Here is a 17576-nt window from a genome sequence, read left to right on the forward strand (position 1 = left end):
ACGTGTGCCGGCCGCGCCGTCCCGGGACGGCGCGGCCGGCACTCCGGGTGTCCTCCGTGGCGTCTCGAACGGGGCCGGAGGTCCCTGGCGGTCGTCCGCCGGCAGGATCAGGTCCCCGGGTCGAGGACCTCGGCGATGGCGCGACGGAGCTCGGCGGCCGTGTCCGGAACGGTGCGGTGCACACCGTCGCGGACCACGTGACGGCCGCCGACGATCGTGTCGGTGACGTCGGACGACGTTGCGGCGAAGACCGCGTGGTCGAGCAGGGTGCCCGGGGTCCAGCCGGCCATGCGGACCGAGTCGAGCGAGACGACGGTGAGGTCGGCGGGATCGCCGGCCCGGATTCCGCCGTAGGGCGCGGGTCCGGGGTTCGCCGGATGCGGCGCCCCGGCGGGTTCGCTTCGCTGCGCTCCGACCGGCTCGGTCCCCCGCGACGGTGCGCCCGCGAGCTCCGTGCCCTGCGGCGAGGTGCCGGCGAGCGAACCTGGCCTCGCGGCGCCGGACCACCCGAGGGACGCGTAGCCCTCCCGGGTTCCCGCGTGCAGGAGCGTGGCCGGTGACAGATGACCCCGGCCGAGCGTCCGGACCCGCTCGTCCAGTTCCAGGCCGCGCACCTCCTCGAACGGGTCGACGACCGCATTGCTGTCCGACCCGATCGCCAGCCCGATCCCTGCCGCCGCCAGTTCCCCGAGCTGCGGCGCCCCGTCCGCCAGGTCGCGTTCGGTGGTGCGGGTGACGCACGCCCGGGTGGACGACCGCGCCAGGGCCGCGACGTCGTCGGCCGTCAGGTGGGTGGCGTGCACCGCCGTGGTGCGTGGCCCGAGCGCGCCGTGTGCTCCCAGCAGCGCGGTCGGCGTCCGCCCGTGAGCGGCGAGACAGTCGGCGTTCTCCCGAGGCTGCTCGGACAGATGAACGTGCAGAGGCGCGCCGTGACGCTCCGCCCACGCGGCGACGACGCCGATGGCGCCGGGAGGGACGGCCCGCACCGAGTGCACGGCGGCTCCGGCCCGCACCACGCCACCGGGCAGGGAGGCGGCCAGCGCCTCGGCCCGGGACGCCCACGCGTCGGCGTCACCGTCACCGAAGCGCTGCTGGACGCCGGAGAGCGGCGGCCCGTCCGTCCCTGCCGTGAGATAACACGTGTCCAGCACGGTCAGGCGGATCCCGGCGTCCGCGGCGGCCGCGACGAGAGCTTGCCCCATGGCGTTCGGGTCGGCGTAGGACCGCCCGCCCGGTGCGTGGTGCAGGTAGTGGAACTCGCCGACGACGCCGTAGCCCGCGAGCACCATCTCCGCGTACAGCGCCCGGGCGAGGCGGTGGTACGAGTCCGGGTCGAGGCGCTCGGCGGCACGGTACATCTGCTCGCGCCACGTCCAGAAGGAGCCTGCACCGGTGGGCGCGAGAACTGCGGCGGCCCGGTCGTCGGGCAGGGCATGGGTCCTGCCGCGCAGGGCGCGGTGGAAGGCATGGGAGTGGGCGTTGGCGAACGCCGGCAGGGTGAGACCGTGCAGTCGCGTGGCCCCGGCAGGCGGTTCGACGACGCCGGTGGTGACGTCGGTGACCCGGCCGCCCTCGGTGCGCACCACGACACCGGCGGCGGCCCGGCTTCCGCCGACCCAGGCCCACTCGCACCACCAGCTACTCATCGGCCGCTCCCCCGTCGGCCCCGGGGCTGCCGGCCATGGCACCGCGGGCCGCTCCGCCGCCGTCGCCGCTCCAGGTGGGAACGGTCACCGGGGAACCCGGACGCCACGGTCGGCCGCGACCTCGGCGGCGCGGTCGTAGCCGGCGTCGACGTGGCGCAGGACGCCCATCGCCGGGTCGTTGGTGAGGACCCGCTCCAGCTTCTGCGCGGCGAGCGGCGAGCCGTCGGCCACCGACACCTGGCCCGCGTGGATGGACCGGCCCATGCCGACGCCGCCACCCTGGTGCAGGGACACCCAGGTGGCACCCGAGGAGGCGGCGGTCAGGGCGTTGAGCAGCGGCCAGTCGGCGATGGCGTCGGAGCCGTCGGCCATGGCCTCGGTCTCGCGGTACGGCGAGGCGACCGATCCGGCGTCCAGGTGGTCGCGCCCGATCGCGAGCGGGGCGCTGACCTCGCCGGACGCGACGAGCTCGTTGAAGGCCAAGCCGGCCTTGTCGCGCTCGCCGTAGCCGAGCCAGCAGATTCTCGCGGGCAGGCCCTGGAACGCGATCTTCTCCTGCGCGCCACGGATCCAGCGGTGCAGGCGGTCGTTGTCGGGGAACAGGTCGAGGATGGCGCGGTCGGTCGCGGCGATGTCCTTCGGGTCGCCGGACAGGGCGGCCCAGCGGAACGGGCCCTTGCCCTCGCAGAACAGGGGCCGGATGTAGGCGGGCACGAAGCCCGGGAAGTCGAACGCGCGGGAGTAGCCGCCCTGGCGGGCCTCGTCGCGGATGGAGTTGCCGTAGTCGAACACCTCGGCGCCGCCGTCCTGGAAGCCGACCATCGCCTCGACGTGCCGGGCCATCGACTCCCTCGCCCGGTCGGTGAAACCGGCCGGGTCCTTCTCGGCCTCCGCGGCCCAGTCCTCCAGCGCGACGCCGAGCGGCAGGTAGGACAGCGGGTCGTGGGCCGAGGTCTGGTCGGTGACGATGTCGATGTCCACACCCCTGGCCAGCAGGTCCGGGAACACCTCGGCGGCGTTGCCGACCACGCCCACCGAGTAGGCGCGGCCCTCCGCCTTGGCCGCGAGCGCCCGCGCGACGCCGTCGTCCACGGAATCGGCGACCTCGTCGAGGTAGCGGTGCTCGACCCGCCGGGCGAGGCGTGCCGGGTCGACGTCGACGATCAGGCACACGCCGCCGTTCAGCGTGACGGCGAGCGGCTGCGCGCCGCCCATGCCGCCGCACCCGGCGGTCAGGGTGAGGGTGCCTGCGAGGCTGCCGCCGAAGCGCTTCTCCGCGACGGCGGCGAAGGTCTCGTAGGTGCCCTGGACGATCCCCTGCGTACCGATGTAGATCCAGGACCCGGCGGTCATCTGCCCGTACATCGTCAGGCCGAGCTGCTCGAGGCGGCGGAACTCGGGCCACGTCGCCCAGTCCCCCACCAGGTTCGAGTTCGCGATGAGCACGCGAGGTGCCCATTCGTGGGTGGTCAGCACGCCGACGGGCTTCCCGGACTGGACCAGGAGGGTCTCGTCCTCGCGCAGGTCGGTGAGGGTGCGGACGATGGCGTCGTAGGCCGGCCAGGAGCGGGCGGCGCGGCCGGTGCCGCCGTAGACCACGAGGTCGTCGGGCCGTTCCGCGACCTCGGGGTCCAGGTTGTTCATGAGCATCCGCAACGGGGCTTCGGTCTGCCAGCTGCGGGCGGTGAGTTCGGTGCCGCGGGTTGCGCGGACTGTGCGTGCTCCGTCCATGGAGGCGAGGTTACGCGGCCGGCGACCACTTCCGTGGGGTTCCCGGGAAGTTCGCGATCCAGGGTGGGTATCCCGATGACCGGGGCGGAATGGCCTCGGCGCGATGACCGCGGCGCAGCGACCTCGCTCCGGCGCTCTCGGGTCCGGCGGGAGCAGTCCGGCGAGAGCGGGAGGCCGCAATGGGGAGATCTGCCCATGTCGCCCGGAAGCGGACACTGGTTGGGTACGTGGTGTTCGCAGCACGGGACACGGCGGATCGCTCCGGCACCGGACCATGACGCCCCCGTCGCGACGGACCGCGATGTTTCGATGCAGGAGGACACCTCGTATGCGTGCTGACCAGTCTCGGCGCCGGCGACGCGGTATCGCCTCCCTGACCGGCCGGGTCGAGCCCCCGCATCCCCGGCCGGGCTCCGAGGGGCACGGCACCACGGGTGGAGTCGTGCCCCTCGGCGCATCCCCAGACGCCGCGTCGGTGGGTGACGCGACCCCACCGGCGTGGCCCCCATCCCGCCTGCTCCGACGGCGGCCGGGTCTGTCCCGTCAGGGGGCGTGACGGACTGCGGCGCCCTCCGGGCGGACGGCAGGACTCCGCACGGATGGTCCAATGGGGCCGTGAGCTTCGAGCAGATGTGGCATGACCTGGAGCCCCTCGGACTGTCCGCCCGGACCGGCGGATACTTCCGGCAGCCGTTCCTGACCGCGGAACGTGAGGCGGCGGCCTGGTTCGAGGAGGCGGCACGAGCCCGCGGACTCGGCGTGGAGTCCGACCGGTTCGGCAACACCATCGCCTGGTGGGACCCCGTGGACGACGGCGACGGCCGGCCACGGCGGAACGCCGTCCTCACGGGCTCCCATCTGGACTCCGTGCTGGACGGCGGCGCGTTCGACGGGCCGCTCGGCGTGGTGTCGTCCCTCGCCGCGGTCGACGTGCTGCGCGATCGTGGCGTCACGCCCCGGGTTCCCCTCGGCATCGGCGTGTTCGTCGAGGAGGAGGGATCACGGTTCGGGCTGGCCTGCCTGGGTTCTCGGCTGGCGACCGGGCGAATCGACTGGACCGACGCACGCGAGCTGCGTGACCGGGACGGTGTCGCGCTCGGCGACGTGATCGACGGGGACGCCACCGGGGCGGCCGATACGGCCCGCGGTCTCGGCCGGGACGTCCTCGACGACAGCGGCCACCAGGCCGGAGCCCTGCTCGACGGCGTCGCCTGCTTCGTCGAGCTGCACTGCGAGCAGGGACGTGACCTGGCGTTGCGCGAGGACGCGCCGGTCGGCCTCGCCAGCGCCATCTGGCCGCACGGTCGCTACCGGTTCGACTTCTGCGGGCACGCCGACCACGCCGGCGCCACTCGTATGGCCGACCGGCACGACCCGATGCTGACGTACGCGGCGACGTCGCTCGCGGCCGACACCGCGGCCCGCGCGCGAGACGGCGTCGGCGAGGCGATCCGCCGCGCGACGTTCGGCCGCCTCGACGTGCGACCGGGCGGCACCAACGCGATCCCCGCACGGGTCAGCGCCTGGCTGGACGCGCGGGCGTCGTCGGACGACGAGCTGGCGGACCTCCTGGGTGAGATCGAGCGCGCGGCCCGCGACCGAGCCGCCGGCGACGGCACCAGCCTCGACGTGACCGCGGAGTCCGTCTCGGGTGAGGTGCTCTTCGACCCGGAGCTCACGAACCGGCTGACCGCGGTGCTCGGGACCTCGCCGGACCGGTACGGCACGCAGTCCGGCGCCATCCCCGTGATCCCGACCGGCGCCGGGCACGACGCCGGGATCCTCCAGCAGGCCGGCATCCCGACCGCGATGCTGTTCGTGCGGAACGAGACGGGGGTGTCCCACTCACCCGAGGAGTCGATCACCACCGCCGACGCGCTCGCGGGCGTGGAGGCCCTGGCAGATTCCCTGGCCGACCTGGTCACGAGTCCCACGGACGTCACCGGGAAGGCCGCGCGATGAGCACCCTGCTGACCGGAATCGGCGAGCTGGTGACGAACGACCCGGCCCATGGAGCTCCGGTACCGCTCGGAGGCGAGGCGCCGGGCGGCGGCGTGGCGGCGTCCGGCGAGGGTGCCGGGCGGCTGCTCGGGGTGGTGCGTGACGCCGCGGTCGTCGTCGACGGCGGACGGGTGGTGTGGACCGGAGCCGCCGCGGACGCGCCCGCGGCCGACGAGTCCCGCGACCTGGCCGGACGCGCGGTCGTCCCGGGATTCGTCGACTCGCACGCCCACCTGGTCTTCGCCGGGGACCGGGCCGCCGAGTTCGAGGCACGGATGACCGGGCGGCCGTACACCGCGGGCGGGATCAGGACCACCGTGGCCGCCACGCGGGCGGCCTCGGACGACGAGCTGCGCACGGGCGCCCGGCGGCTCGTCGACGAGATGCGCCGGCAGGGCACCACCACCGTCGAGATCAAGTCGGGGTACGGGCTGGACGTGCGCCAGGAGGCGCGTGCGCTGCGGATCGCCCACGAGCTCACGCCGGAGACGACGTTCCTCGGGGCCCACGTCGTCCCGCCCGGCGCCGACCCGGCCGAGTACGTCGACCTGGTGGTCGGCGACATGCTCGCCGCGTGTGCTCCGCATGCCCGCTGGGTGGACGTCTTCTGCGAGCGCGGCGCGTTCGACGCCGACGCCGCACGAAGGGTCCTGCGCGCGGGAGCGGCTGCCGGTCTCGCCCCTCGGATCCACGCGAACCAGCTGGGCCACGGTCCGGGGATCGAGGTCGCGTGCGAGGTGGGGGCGGCGTCGGCGGACCACTGCACGTTCGCCTCGGACGACGACCTGCGGAATCTCGCGGACGCGGGGGTTGTGGCGACGCTGCTTCCGTCGATCGAGTTCTCGACGCGACAGCCCTATCCCGACGCCCGGAGGTTCCTGGAGGCAGGCGTCACCGTCGCGATCGCTACGGACTGCAACCCTGGCTCGGGGTTCTCCTCGTCGATGCCGTTCGCCCTGGCCCTGGCCGTGCGGGAGATGCGGATGTCGCCGGCGGAGGCGCTCCGGGCAGCCACCTCCGGCGGCGCGGCAGCGCTGCGCCGGGACGACGTCGGGTGGCTGGGTGCCGGGTCACGCGCGGACCTCGCGGTGCTGGACGCGCCGTCGTACCTGCATCTGGCCTACCGGCCGGGCGTTCCCCTGGTGAGGGAGACGATGCTCGGCGGAACCTGGGTCTGAGCCGGCAGAACCTGGCCTGCGGATCAGCGCGGATCGAGCCGCGCGAGCGGACCGGACGAGCGGACCGGGGACGGCGGACCGGACCGGCGGGCCGGGGACGGCGGACCGGACCGGCGGGCCGGACCGGCAGACCGGCCAGGAGACCGGGGGCGGCGCCGCCGCCTCCGGTGCCTACCGGACCGTTCCGGGTTCAGGTGCCGGATCGGCGGCGTCACGCCGGGCGCACCACCAGCCCGAGAGCCTCGACCAGGACCGTCGCCTGGTCGGGGGTGATGATCGCGCCGTCGAGCACGGCGGTGCGCGGATCCAGGGCGGACAGGTCGCTGCCCAGCAGGGTCGCACCGGAGAGGTCCGCCAGCTCCAGGTCCGCGCCCGACAGGTCACAGCCGGCCAGCGTGGCACCCCTGGCCCGGAGCTCGCGCAGGTTCGCCTCTCGGAACCGGACGCCGTCGAACCGCGCGGAGCCGATGTCGGCGCGCGTCAGGTCGACGAACGACCAGTTCCCGCGATCGGCCTTGACCAGGTCGAGCTTGGAGTTACTGAACACGGAGCCCATCAGCTTGCACCGCTCGAACGTGACGTCGAAGAAGTTGCAGCGGTCGAAGACGCACGCCGTGAACGCCGACTCGGTGAACGAGGCCGCGTTGAACTTCACGCCGCGAAACGTGCACTCCTCGAAGGTCGCGCCCGTCCCGGTCGCCTCGGTGAGGTCGACGTCCACGAGCGTCACCTCCCGCCACTCGGCTCCTGACAGGTCCCGCGCGTACCAGTCCTCGTCGGCTATCCGCTCGCCCGCCCTCGTTTCGCTCACACGGGCCACTGTAGGAGGGGACTCGGACATCGTCCGGACGCTGCCCCGTGCCGTCCCCGGCGCCGGGCCCACCACCCGACACGGATCTCATGCCAGCAGCGGCCGGACCTCCTGGCCCAGGAAGCGAACCAGGGACTCCGGGTCCGGCTCCGACTCCAGCGGCTGGACGTTGACCGTGTCCGCGCCCAGGGCGGCGAACCGTCGCAGACCGTCGGCGATCTCCTCCGCGGAGTCACCCCAGACGCAGTACTCCTCCGGCTCGTCCGAGGGCAGGTCCCAGCTCGGCAGCCAGGCGCGGACCCGCTCGGCGGCGTCGCGACCGGTGGCTGTCGGCACGGAGATCACGATCTTGAAGGCGTCGGTGCGCCCGGCGTCGTCGTACGCCGTACGAACCGTGTCGATGGCGGTCCGCAGCTTGGCCATTCCGTTGCCGCCGTCGAGCGCGATGCCGTCGGCGACCTCGCCGACCAGCCGCAGCGTCTTGGGCCCGGTCCCCGCGCTGATGACCGCGGGTGCGGTGGTGGGCGGCCAGTCGAGCGCGACGTCGTTCAGGGACACGTAGCGACCGCTGACCGTGAGCCGCTCCCCGGCGAGCAGCGCGCGCAGCGCGGTGGCGTACTCGCGCAGCAGCGTGAGGGGCGAGGCGACGCGCGCGCCCACCTGTTCCATCCAACTCTGCACCCCGTGCCCGATGCCGGGTTCGAGCCTTCCCGGGAACATGCCGTCCAGCGTCGCGAGCTCCATCGCCGTCAGCGCGACGTTGCGCAGCGGGGCCGGTAGTACCCCGAGCTGCACGCGCAGGGCTGAGGTACTGGCGAGGATCGCGCCTGCGGCCGCGATGCCGGTCTCCTTGAAGCAGTCCTCCCAGAGACAGATCTCCGCGAGGCCGGCGGCGTCGGCGGCCCGGGCGATCGGCAGGTACTGCTGCGGAGCGAAGGTCGGGAGGAGGGCACATCCCAGTGTCGTCATGCCGCGAGCGTACTCAGCGGGAACCGTCGGGGTCAGCCTCAAGATCCGAGGCGGCGAAGCCCGACGGGCACCAGCTCGCACAGCGACATCGCGAGCCGGTGACGAGGCAATACGCCATCTGGACACTCAGCCGGGGACGACACCTCGCGCCGGGGACGACACGTGGCGTGGCGGCCAGGGACGGGTGGGTGTGACAGCCGAGGGCCGGCACGGTGACCGCGAGCCGCGAGTAGGCGTGTGACCCCGGCCGTGTACCCCGGCCCAAGGCGGCCGCCCGGCCGTGACGGCGTACAAGACGGACAGATCCGGCTAGGCTCCCGGCCATGGCCGCCGATCTGATCACGTCCTTCGCCGCGCTGCTCTGGCCTCTGCTCGTGCTCGCCGCGCTGCTGCTGCTCTGGCGCCCTCTCGCCGCACTGCTGCGCAGGTCCGACCTCGAACTGGAGCTCGGCGGACAACGGATCACCATCACTCAGCTCAACGACCAGCAGAATCGCATGATCGCGGATCTGCAGAAGCAGGTCGCCTCGCTGCGCGCCCAGGTCGAGGGCTTTTCCGCCGGCGGGGAGCTGACCGGTCCTCCGGTGCCGGACGTCGGCGACGGCACGGGGATGCCGGGCGGGCAGCCGTCCCACGACCGCGTGCCGGTCCCGGGGCACGAGCCCGCCGAGCGCCAGGCCTCCCGTGAGGTCCTCTGGGTCGACGACCACCCCGAGAACAACGCCATCATGCTCGACGGCCTGCAACGAGACGGCGTCGTGGTGACGCTCGCCCGGTCCACGCGCGAGGCGATGGAACGGCTGAGGTACGGGCGCTTCGGCGCCATCGTCTCCGACATGGGCCGCACCGAGGACGGGACGGAGAATCCCACCGCGGGGCTCACGCTGCTGCGGAAGGTCCGTGAGCTCGACCCGGCGATCCCGTTCGTCGTCTACACCAGTCCGGCGACGGTACGCAGCCATGGCGCCGTGGCGTTCGAGGCAGGGGTCACCGAGGTGACGTCGTCCGAGATGACCGTTCGCGCCGTGCTGGGTGCGGCAGGGATACTGCGGCACGAGGCCGCGGGCTTCGTGCTCTGAGACCGGCACCGGGCTGTCGACGGCCCGCCACGGCCCGGGCGCGGGAAGCCGGGCGCCGACCACGCCTGACGATCCTGGCGGGGCCGCGCGTCAACGGGCCGCCCCACCAGGGTCCCGGTGTCGCTCAGTCCTTCCGGACCCGCTTCGAGACCGTCGCGATCAGCGCGGTCAGGCCCACCGCCAAACCGACGATGACGATTGCAATCACACCAACCGCGATCAGCCCAGTGCTGTCGAGCGCAAACATCTGCAAGCCTCCTTTGGCTGGAACGCCGGAATGCTAGCACCCGGACGACAGGGTTACGAGGGGCGAAAAGCCTATTACCGCGCGGTAAGTCGCCGATCCGGACGGTGCCGGAGCGCTGCGGGAGCATCAATCCCGAGTGGCCGGAGACCAGGCTCTGCCACTCGACGTCTGACGGCAGCCGCTTTCCGTCGGCGGCGGCGCGGCGTACCGCGGGCTGCGGGCCGGCGACCGCCGAAGGGTCGCCAACCGCCGAGGGCACGACCGGCCGGACCTGTGCGCCCGCCCGCTGCCGTCGGCGGACACCGTCTAGGCTCAGGGCATGTCCGTGTTCCGCGAGCTGCGCGCACTACTCGCCCGCTCCGGGTTCCGGAAGCTGTTCGCCGTACGGCTGGTCTCGCAGGCCGGTGACGGCATGTTCCAGGTGGGGCTCGCGAACCTGCTGTTCTTCTCGCCGGAGTCCCACGGCAGTGCGCCCGCCATCGCCGGCGCCTTCGCGGTGATGCTGGCGCCGTTCACGGTGGTCGGGCCGTTCGCCGGCGTGTTCCTCGACCGATGGCAGCGGCGACAGGTCCTCGTGGTCGGGAACGCCGTCCGCGTGGTGATCACGGCCGCCATGGCCGTCCTCATGGTGGCCGACGGCGTCTCCGTGTGGATCTACGTCCTCGGGCTCGCGGCCCTCAGCGTGAACAGGTTCCTGCTGGCGGGCCTGTCGGCAGGGCTGCCGCTCGTCGTCGAGGACAAGAAGCTGCTGCTCACCGCCAACGCCCTGACACCGACCCTGGGCGCGGGAGCCGCCTTCCTCGGGGGGCTGAGCGCGTTCGTCGTCGGACAGGTCGCACCACCCGGCCAGATCCAGGACGCGACCGCGCTGACCTGCGCCGCGGTCGTCATGGGAGGAGCGTCGCTGCTCGGGCTCCGGCTCGGGCGAAGTGAACTGGGGCCGGTGGTGCCGGCGGACGGCCGCCTCGGACGCGAGATCGTGGTCGTGGCGCGAGGCCTGGCCGACGGCGCCCGCTACCTCACCGCACGCCGCACACCGGGCCAGGCACTGCTCGCCATGGCGGCCCACAGGTTCTGCTACGGCGTGGTGTTCATCGCGTCGATCCTGATGGCGCGGAACCTGCTGGCCGACGGGGATCCCGCCTCGGGACTGGCGGTCTTCGCCCAGGTCGTCGGCGCCACGGGCGTGGGGGGCGGGTTGGCGATCGTGGTGACCGCGGGGATCGGGCGACGGATGGCGCCGCAGAGCTGGATCGCGACGATGCTGGTGGTGGCCGCGGCGTCGCAGTTGCTGCTGGTCCCGGTGGAGCCCGGACTGGTCCTCGTGCTGGGTGCCGCCGGGCTGCTGGGAATGGCGGCACAAGGGGCAAAGATCGCTGTCGACACGATCGTGCAGCGTGACTCGAGCGACGAGTTCCGCGGCCGCGCCTTCGCCTTCTTCGATGTGCTGTACAACGCGGCGTTCGTGGGGGCGGCGGCGCTGGCGGCCGCGGTCGTGCCGGACATGGGCTGGTCACCGGGACTGTTCGCCGTGCTGGCTGGGGTGTATCTGGTGGCGGGGATGCTGGTGGGCTTCCGGGGAGCACGGGAACCGCGGGAGATCGCGGCCGCGGTCTGAGTCCTGGCGAGCGGCTTCTGCTCGCGCGGTCGACCACCATTTCCGGAGGCGCGAAGGTGGGCGAGAGCGCTCTCGCCCACCTTCGTGGTTCTACCTGCTGCAAAATCGTGCGAGCGCCTGACGACCGGCAGCGGTCGGGGACGGAACGGTCCGGGACGGCACGGCACCGGACGGGACGACACCGGACGGGACGGACCGGACGACCGACGCTACAGGTTGCGGTCGGCGTAGACCGTCAGGGTGTCGCGGACGAAGGTTGCGCCCTTCACCCCGCCGTAGTTCGCGGCGAAGCGCTCGTCCGCGACGTACATCTCAGCGAGGCCGACCAAGTACTCCTTGATCGGCGCCCCGGTGCCGTGGCCCGGTGTGCCGGGGATCCCTGCGAGCCAGTCCGCGTGCCGGGCGGCGATGGCCTGCGCGTCGTCGCCCGCGGGATCGAGGCCCGCCGACGCGCCCGCCGACCACTCCTGGTTGAGCGTGGTCAGCTCGGCCTGCCACTCCTTCCGGGCTTCGGGCCCCAGGCCGCGCCACCAGGCGTCGCCCCGCGCGTACGCCTCCTCGCCCCAGCGGCGTTCGACCTCCTCCTTGTGCCGGGTGTGGTCGAACCCGTCGAACATGTCCTCTGCCACGATGCTGTCTCCTGTCTCTATCGCGTGGATGGTCCGGTCCAGGCTGGCGAGCCGCCGCTCGACCAGGTCTTGCTCCGCCCGCAACTGCTCGCGGTGCGCGTTCAGCGCGCGGGCGGCGTCGGGCTCGGATCGAAGGGCGCCACCGATCTCGGCGAGCCCCATGCCCAACTCGCGGAGCAGCAGAATGCGCTGCAGCCGGATCAGGGCTTCCTGGTCGTACCGTCGCGCGCCACCGGGAGCACGGCCGGCGGGTTCCAGCAGGCCGACCTGCTCGTAGTGCCGCAGCGTGCGACTCGTGGTGCCCGCGATCCGGGCGATCTCCTGGATGGACCAGCTCATGGATGCGACTGTAGGGGTTGACGTCACGTCAAGTTCAAGCGCCGGGTTCGTCGTGGTGGACGACGGCGGTGTTCCGGTCCGACCGGCCCATCGGAGGCGGCCGGTGGCGAGATCGCCCCATTCGAAGGGCCGGGACGGAGGCGCGGACTCGTCCGCTGTAAGAAACGTCATGCCTCGCGCCGCCGCGGCAGGGGCTCGCGCGATCTAACCTCGGCAGGTGAACCTTCTCCTCGAGATCGGCGGCTGGGCGGGATCCGCGCTTGTCGTCTGGTCACTCATGCAAGCGCGCGTGCTGCGCTTCCGCTGGCTGAACCTCACCGGGTCGGCGCTGGCGACGGCGTACAACGCGATCGTCGGCATCTGGCCGTTCGTCGCGATGAACGGCGTGATCGTGATCATCAACATCTACTGGCTGATCCGGCTCAACCGCGAGCGGCACGACGCCACCACCTACACGGTGGTCGAGGTCGCGCCCGACGACGCCTACCTCCTGCACGTGCTGCGCGTCCACGCCGACGACATCGCCGAGCACGCCCCACGGTTCCGCGCCGAGCCGGCTGCCGGCGAGAACCGGCTTGCCTTCCTGGTGCAGCGCGGCGACGAGACGGTGGGTGTCGTCGAGGTGCTCGACCTCGGCGACGGTGTCGGGACCGTCCTGCTGGACTGGGTGAGCCTGCGGTTCCGCGACTTCACGCCGGGCGAGTTCGTGTGGGAGCAGTCGGGGGCGCTGGCCAGGACGGGACTGCGAGAGGTGGAACGGCCCGTGCTGGCGGCCCGAGCAGGCGGCGCGACGACCGACGGCGGCCCCGGGGCCGAGCCGGGCGTTCCAGCTCTGGTGGGGCAGGAGGCCGGGCGCGGTGAGACCGCCTACCTCGAACGTGTTGGTTTCACGTCCGACGGCACGAGGTGGTCACGCACGATCGGCGACTGACTACCTGCTTGCCCTTCGCCGAGTCGCGAGGCGCCAACCGGTCACGCGCGAGCCTCGCGGCCTCGTGGCCCCGTGGCCCCGAGCGGTTCCGGGTCTCAGGCTGCTGTCACGCCCACCGCGACCGCACATCACCGCCACGCGACCGTCGTCGTACGGTGAAGCAGTGGATTCGGCACTCGTCCCCCGCTCCGTCCTGCTCTTCGTCGTCGCCGCGCTGTTCGAGATCGGCGGTGCCTGGCTCGTGTGGCAAGGGCTGCGCGAGCAGCGCGGCTGGTGGTGGGTGGGGCTCGGGGTGATCGCGCTCGGCCTCTACGGCGCGGTGGCGACGCTCCAGCCGGATGCGAACTTCGGACGCATCCTGGCCGCGTACGGCGGGGTGTTCGTCGCGGGTTCCATCGTCTGGGGGATGGTGGCCGACGGCTATCGGCCGGATCGGTGGGACATGGTGGGGGCGCTGATCTGCCTGGGCGGGATGGCGGTGATCATGTATGGGCCGCGGGGCGGGTGAGATCGCGCGGACCTCGGCCTGTCGTCGCCCCGCGCGGGCGAGCCGCACAACCGCACACGAACGAGCCCGCCACGCTGCCGTGGCGACCGGGCTGTCGCGACGGGCGGGGCGAAAGCGCCGCAGGCGGACCCACGGCGCCCGGCTGCGTGGTCGTACGCGACTCCCTTACTGGCCCACCCGCCCGTCGATGGCCTCCCGCAGCAGGTCCGCATGTCCCGCGTGGCGCGCGTACTCCTCGATCATGTGGACCAGGACGTCTCGGACGGGAAGCTCGCGACCACGGTGGGCAACCGTCATCCCCAGGTCCTCCTCGGGAAGGGCGTCGATCCAGGCGTCGGCGGAAGCTACTCGGTCCCGCCACGTCGCCCAGGCCTCCTCGACGACGGCCGGGTCCGCGACGGCACCGTTGAAGTCGGCGTCGTTGTCCTCGGGTGTGTCGTAGATCTGCGGCGTGTCGGGCTGCTGCTTGAGCACACGCTCGAACCAGTTGCTCTCCACCTGTGCCATGTGCCGCACGAGTCCGAGCAGCGACATCGTCGACGGCGGTACGGAACGTCGCGCCAGCTGTTCGGCGTCGAGCCCCTCACATTTCATCTCGAGGGTGAGGCGGTAGTGCCGGAGATAGTTCGCCAGCGTCTCCTTCTCGCCGACGGGGCGGGCGAGAGGTCTGCGGGGATCGTCGTCGGCCCACTGGTACGGGTTCGACGCCTGGCTCCAGCGTTCGGGTGTCGTTGTCATGGAGTCAGCGAACCGCGGCGGACCGGCGGGGGCAAGCAGATTACGCCTGCTGCTGGTAGAGCAGCCCGTAGCGGTCGATCCGCCAGAGCTGAGCCATCAGCAGCAGCGCCGTCCCCGAGGCCAGCGGCCACAGGTCGAGCGCGATCAGGCCCCAGGCGATAAGACCGAAGCCCACCAGGCCCGCCGCGACGAGGAGTCGCGTGACGACGAGGTGGTCGGTGCTCAGAGTCCCGGCGACGTGCAGTTGCTCGCCGTAGATCCCGCGCGCCGCCCACGACGTCGGCTCGGCCGGCCCGAACACCCGCACATTGAGCCAGAACAGCCACACCGCAACGAACCCGACCCCCACCAGGCACCACCATCCGATCCACTCGCGGCTCCACACCGCGAGCTCGAACACAGGAATCGCGGCGAACCGCGTCCACACGCTCCAGGGGTTGGCATGGCGCTTCCAGGTGTCGTCGGTCATTCCGTGCGCGGCAGTGACGAGTGTCTTCGTGTCCAAGATGATCCTCCTCCGTGGAACCGCGTGCGCGGCCGCCTGATGTCCGACGGCGATCCGGGTGGGTTGGTGTGGTGCCGTCGTCGAGCACGAGCCTACGCGATGTTCAGAGAATTCTGAACACTCTGAAGAGATATGCTCGCGGTGTGGAAACTCAGCACGCCAGGCTGCGGAACGCCGCGGAGAAGCTCGCCCTGACGCTCACGCAGGGAGGCATGCAGAAGTCGACCGCACGGGTGCTCACCGCGCTGCTCTACACCGAGCAGGACACGATGACCCCGGCCGACCTGCGCGAACAACTGCAGATCAGTTCGGGTGGCGTGTCGGCGGCGGTGAAGCAGTTGATGCCGGCCGGGTTCATCGAGCGCGTACCCGCGCCCGGCAGCCGGCGCGACCACTACCGGTTCCGGTCAGGTGCCTGGGCAGGCTTGATGTCGCAGCAGAACGAGGTGCTGCGGGTCATGACCGCGGCTGCCGACGAGGGCCTCGCGGAGGCGCCGCAGGACTCGGCGACAGCAGAACGCCTGCGGGAGATGCGGGATTTCTACACCTACATGGCCGAGCAAATGGTGCCGCTGGTCGAGCGCTGGCGCGAGCAGTACGAGGCCCGACGGCGCCACGTGAGCTGATGGTCGAACACGTCCGTCGCACCACCATCAGTCATCGGCGGCCAGACGGGTGAGGCGGGCAAGCGCACCGAAGCCCTCGTCGGTGCCGGGCCAATGGTCGCGGACCGCGTCGATACCGGCTCGCCGCACCACGCCGCGCAGGACGAACGCAACCACGATGGCGTCGTCCGCGTAGCCGAGGACCGGGATGAAGTCGGGGATCAGGTCGATCGGGAGCGCCAGGTAGGCGAGCAGGAGGGCGAGGCGAACACGGACACCGCGCGGCAGGCTCTGGTCGGCGGCCAGATTCCTGAGGAGGCGGAGCATGTCGGGGAGGAGGCGGAGCGCCTCCCGGAGCAGGCCCCCACGCGGGCGCGCGACAGCTAACGCCACGATCAGGGCGATCCAGATCGTGGCAACGGAAAGGAGCGCGCCGAGCAGCGCGTCGATCCATGGCGAGCCGGTCACGAGGCGAGCGTAGCCGGGAGCAAGGACACGGAATTCCTGTCGGCGGCCTGAACCATCTCGGCCTCGCACGCCCCAGCCTGCCGGGACGTCGTGGTGAGCCACCGCATCCCGGCAGGCCGAGAGGGTCAGCCGATACCGTCGCCGGCTTGCTCGGATCCGCCCTGGGTACCCTTCTCCACCGCGTCGTTCTCCCCGAGCGACTGATGCATGAGCCGGATGATGTCGCGCACCTCGTCCGCGGCAGTGTTCCAGCGCTGCTCCTTGGCCCGATACCGGTCCGCCAGTTCCCCGGACTGGTCGCCGGCCATCGCGGACTTCACGCCCGGGTCCCGCTGACCGACCAGTGCCTCCAGACGGGCCGCGATCCGGTCGATCTGCAGCCGTTCTCGTTCCTGAGCTGAGACCTCCGTCTCGTCGGGACCCTCCGTGTCGTTCGTACCAGCCATCGAACGCACCCCCTATCAGCTTGAACTCTCCGAACCGGACCACTGACCCTCAGGGCACCAGGGATACGGCGACCACGGCCGCCCCCACCGCCCATACCGACTTCTCAACATCCCATCTCACAGCGCTGCCGATTCAGGTCACCGCCACACCGCCACACTCCCGTGGACTTCGGCCGTCCGCGAAGCCGCGGACCTTCGAGACCTTCCACCCCAAGATCGGGGCCCCCTCCCTGCTCCATCGCCTACCGCGCGGCAGGCCCGGCACGAGACACCCAATCTCGGCATCGGGTGCGAGGTCAAGTAAGGCGGGCAGATCGGTCACGAAGTGCACGCCGTCCCATCACCACTCTCGCCGACCAGCCGCACCTCGCCCAGTGGAGGCTGTTATCCACAGGCCGCCCATGCGGTTCCGGGACGGCCCGGCTAGCGTCTCTATCCGTTGCGCATCCGCAATCGTCCAGGTGGACGATGTCGTCAGGGGGTTCCATGCGACCGACAGCCGAGCATCCACAACCATCAGCAGTTGGACGAGCAGGAACGGCGCCGGAGTCTCGCAGACACCTCGGCCGCCTCCGCGGTGCGGCAGTCGTCGTCGTACTGGGAGGGCTGACCGTCGGCTGCACCGGCAACGCCGACGCAGATCCTTCGCCGACGACGACGGTCGCGGCCGAGCCCACAGCCTCTCAGACGGCGGAACCCCTGCCGCAGAAGCCGGAACGCCCGGCCGCGATGGACCGTGACGACGCGGCGGGGGCTGCCGCGGCGGCCGAGTATTTCATCAAGCTTTATCCCTACGTGATGGCGACCGGGGACACGGAGGAGTTCGAGGCTATGAGTCATGGTGCTTGTGGGTTCTGCTCGGATGCGCTGGAACAGGCGGAGTCAATTCGCGAGAACAACGACACATGGGTCGGCGGCGAGGTCAACGTCGAAATCCTCGAGGCATACGCCCCAGACGAGCTCACTGGCATCGTGAACCGCCCCGGGTTCTGTGGAGAGGTCAGTTGTTGACGACGGCCAGCTCTCTGGCCGGGGCTTGAGTGTAGTAGGCGTGCTCGACGGCGGCCGGTGAGGCGTAGTCGAGAGCGGAGTGGACGCGGCGCTGGTTGTACCAGTCGACCCATTCG

The 17576-nt window shown here is 71.8% G+C and carries 18 protein-coding genes; 8 read left to right on the forward strand and 10 right to left on the reverse strand.

The features are described 5' to 3' along the window. Positions 1-107: 107 nt before the first annotated feature. Both HGK34_RS07555 and hutU read right to left on the reverse strand, forming a co-directional pair. A complete protein-coding gene (locus HGK34_RS07555) occupies positions 108-1646 on the reverse strand; it encodes a formimidoylglutamate deiminase (protein WP_201845963.1) in 1539 nt (512 codons plus the stop codon). 84 nt (positions 1647-1730) lie between these two features. Beyond that, positions 1731-3377, reverse strand: a complete 1647-nt coding sequence (gene hutU / locus HGK34_RS07560; protein ID WP_201845964.1) for a urocanate hydratase — start codon at positions 3375-3377, stop codon at positions 1731-1733. Between the two features lie 615 nt (positions 3378-3992). On the opposite strand from hutU, the gene HGK34_RS07565 reads away from it, so the two are divergent. Together HGK34_RS07565 and hutI are read left to right on the forward strand one after the other, a co-directional pair. Next, entirely contained in the window at positions 3993-5339 is a 1347-nt protein-coding gene (locus HGK34_RS07565; RefSeq protein WP_307815845.1) for an allantoate amidohydrolase, read from the forward strand. Beyond that, positions 5336-6556, forward strand: a complete 1221-nt coding sequence (hutI, locus tag HGK34_RS07570) for an imidazolonepropionase (RefSeq protein WP_201845965.1) — start codon at positions 5336-5338, stop codon at positions 6554-6556. Before HGK34_RS07565 ends, hutI begins: the two co-directional genes overlap by 4 nt. A gap of 211 nt (positions 6557-6767) precedes the next feature. Here hutI and HGK34_RS07575 read toward each other — a convergent pair whose 3' ends face one another. Together HGK34_RS07575 and HGK34_RS07580 are read right to left on the reverse strand one after the other, a co-directional pair. Further along, positions 6768-7367, reverse strand: coding sequence for a pentapeptide repeat-containing protein (locus HGK34_RS07575; protein ID WP_307815846.1), 600 nt, complete (start codon positions 7365-7367; stop codon positions 6768-6770). A gap of 87 nt (positions 7368-7454) precedes the next feature. After that, a complete protein-coding gene (locus HGK34_RS07580) occupies positions 7455-8336 on the reverse strand; it encodes an LLM class flavin-dependent oxidoreductase (protein WP_201845967.1) in 882 nt (293 codons plus the stop codon). A 323-nt stretch (positions 8337-8659) separates the two neighbouring features. On the opposite strand from HGK34_RS07580, the gene HGK34_RS07585 reads away from it, so the two are divergent. Continuing rightward, the gene (locus HGK34_RS07585) at positions 8660-9415 is read left to right on the forward strand and encodes a response regulator (RefSeq protein ID WP_201845968.1); all 756 of its coding nucleotides are present in this window, start codon (positions 8660-8662) and stop codon (positions 9413-9415) included. A gap of 124 nt (positions 9416-9539) precedes the next feature. On the opposite strand, the gene HGK34_RS23175 is transcribed toward HGK34_RS07585, so the two are convergent. After that, entirely contained in the window at positions 9540-9662 is a 123-nt protein-coding gene (locus HGK34_RS23175) for a hypothetical protein (RefSeq protein ID WP_280517870.1), read from the reverse strand. Between the two features lie 319 nt (positions 9663-9981). Here HGK34_RS23175 and HGK34_RS07590 point away from each other — a divergent pair, with 319 nt between their 5' ends. Further along, positions 9982-11280, forward strand: coding sequence for an MFS transporter (locus HGK34_RS07590; RefSeq protein WP_201845969.1), 1299 nt, complete (start codon positions 9982-9984; stop codon positions 11278-11280). A 209-nt stretch (positions 11281-11489) separates the two neighbouring features. Here HGK34_RS07590 and HGK34_RS07595 read toward each other — a convergent pair whose 3' ends face one another. Then, positions 11490-12248 (reverse strand): MerR family transcriptional regulator, encoded by a 759-nt coding sequence (locus HGK34_RS07595; protein WP_201845970.1) that lies wholly within the window; start codon positions 12246-12248, stop codon positions 11490-11492. Between the two features lie 217 nt (positions 12249-12465). On the opposite strand from HGK34_RS07595, the gene HGK34_RS07600 reads away from it, so the two are divergent. Next, positions 12466-13179 (forward strand): hypothetical protein, encoded by a 714-nt coding sequence (locus HGK34_RS07600; protein WP_307815847.1) that lies wholly within the window; start codon positions 12466-12468, stop codon positions 13177-13179. A gap of 163 nt (positions 13180-13342) precedes the next feature. Continuing rightward, the gene (locus HGK34_RS07605; protein WP_201845971.1) at positions 13343-13687 is read left to right on the forward strand and encodes a YnfA family protein; all 345 of its coding nucleotides are present in this window, start codon (positions 13343-13345) and stop codon (positions 13685-13687) included. A 165-nt stretch (positions 13688-13852) separates the two neighbouring features. On the opposite strand, the gene HGK34_RS07610 is transcribed toward HGK34_RS07605, so the two are convergent. Beyond that, positions 13853-14425, reverse strand: a complete 573-nt coding sequence (locus HGK34_RS07610) for a DinB family protein (protein WP_201845972.1) — start codon at positions 14423-14425, stop codon at positions 13853-13855. Positions 14426-14465: 40 nt separating this feature from the next. Next, the gene (locus HGK34_RS07615; RefSeq protein WP_201845973.1) at positions 14466-14930 is read right to left on the reverse strand and encodes a DUF6653 family protein; all 465 of its coding nucleotides are present in this window, start codon (positions 14928-14930) and stop codon (positions 14466-14468) included. Between the two features lie 143 nt (positions 14931-15073). Between HGK34_RS07615 and HGK34_RS07620 the strand changes: the two genes are divergently transcribed. Next, positions 15074-15556 carry a GbsR/MarR family transcriptional regulator gene (locus HGK34_RS07620; protein WP_307815848.1) on the forward strand — a complete coding sequence of 161 codons (483 nt, stop codon included), beginning with the start codon at positions 15074-15076 and terminating at the stop codon, positions 15554-15556. A gap of 27 nt (positions 15557-15583) precedes the next feature. Here the strand turns inward: HGK34_RS07620 and HGK34_RS07625 are convergent, their stop codons facing one another. Beyond that, on the reverse strand, positions 15584-16003 hold the full coding sequence (locus HGK34_RS07625; protein WP_307815849.1) for a YkvA family protein: 420 nt from the start codon (positions 16001-16003) through the stop codon (positions 15584-15586). Positions 16004-16128: 125 nt separating this feature from the next. Next, a complete protein-coding gene (locus tag HGK34_RS07630; RefSeq protein WP_201845974.1) occupies positions 16129-16449 on the reverse strand; it encodes a hypothetical protein in 321 nt (106 codons plus the stop codon). 486 nt (positions 16450-16935) lie between these two features. Here HGK34_RS07630 and HGK34_RS07635 point away from each other — a divergent pair, with 486 nt between their 5' ends. Continuing rightward, on the forward strand, positions 16936-17460 hold the full coding sequence (locus HGK34_RS07635; RefSeq protein ID WP_201845975.1) for a DUF6318 family protein: 525 nt from the start codon (positions 16936-16938) through the stop codon (positions 17458-17460). Positions 17461-17576: the final 116 nt, after the last annotated feature.

Origin of the sequence: Myceligenerans indicum, assembly GCF_016742955.1 — a bacterium.
Taxonomy (GTDB): Bacteria; Actinomycetota; Actinomycetes; order Actinomycetales; family Cellulomonadaceae; genus Myceligenerans; species Myceligenerans indicum.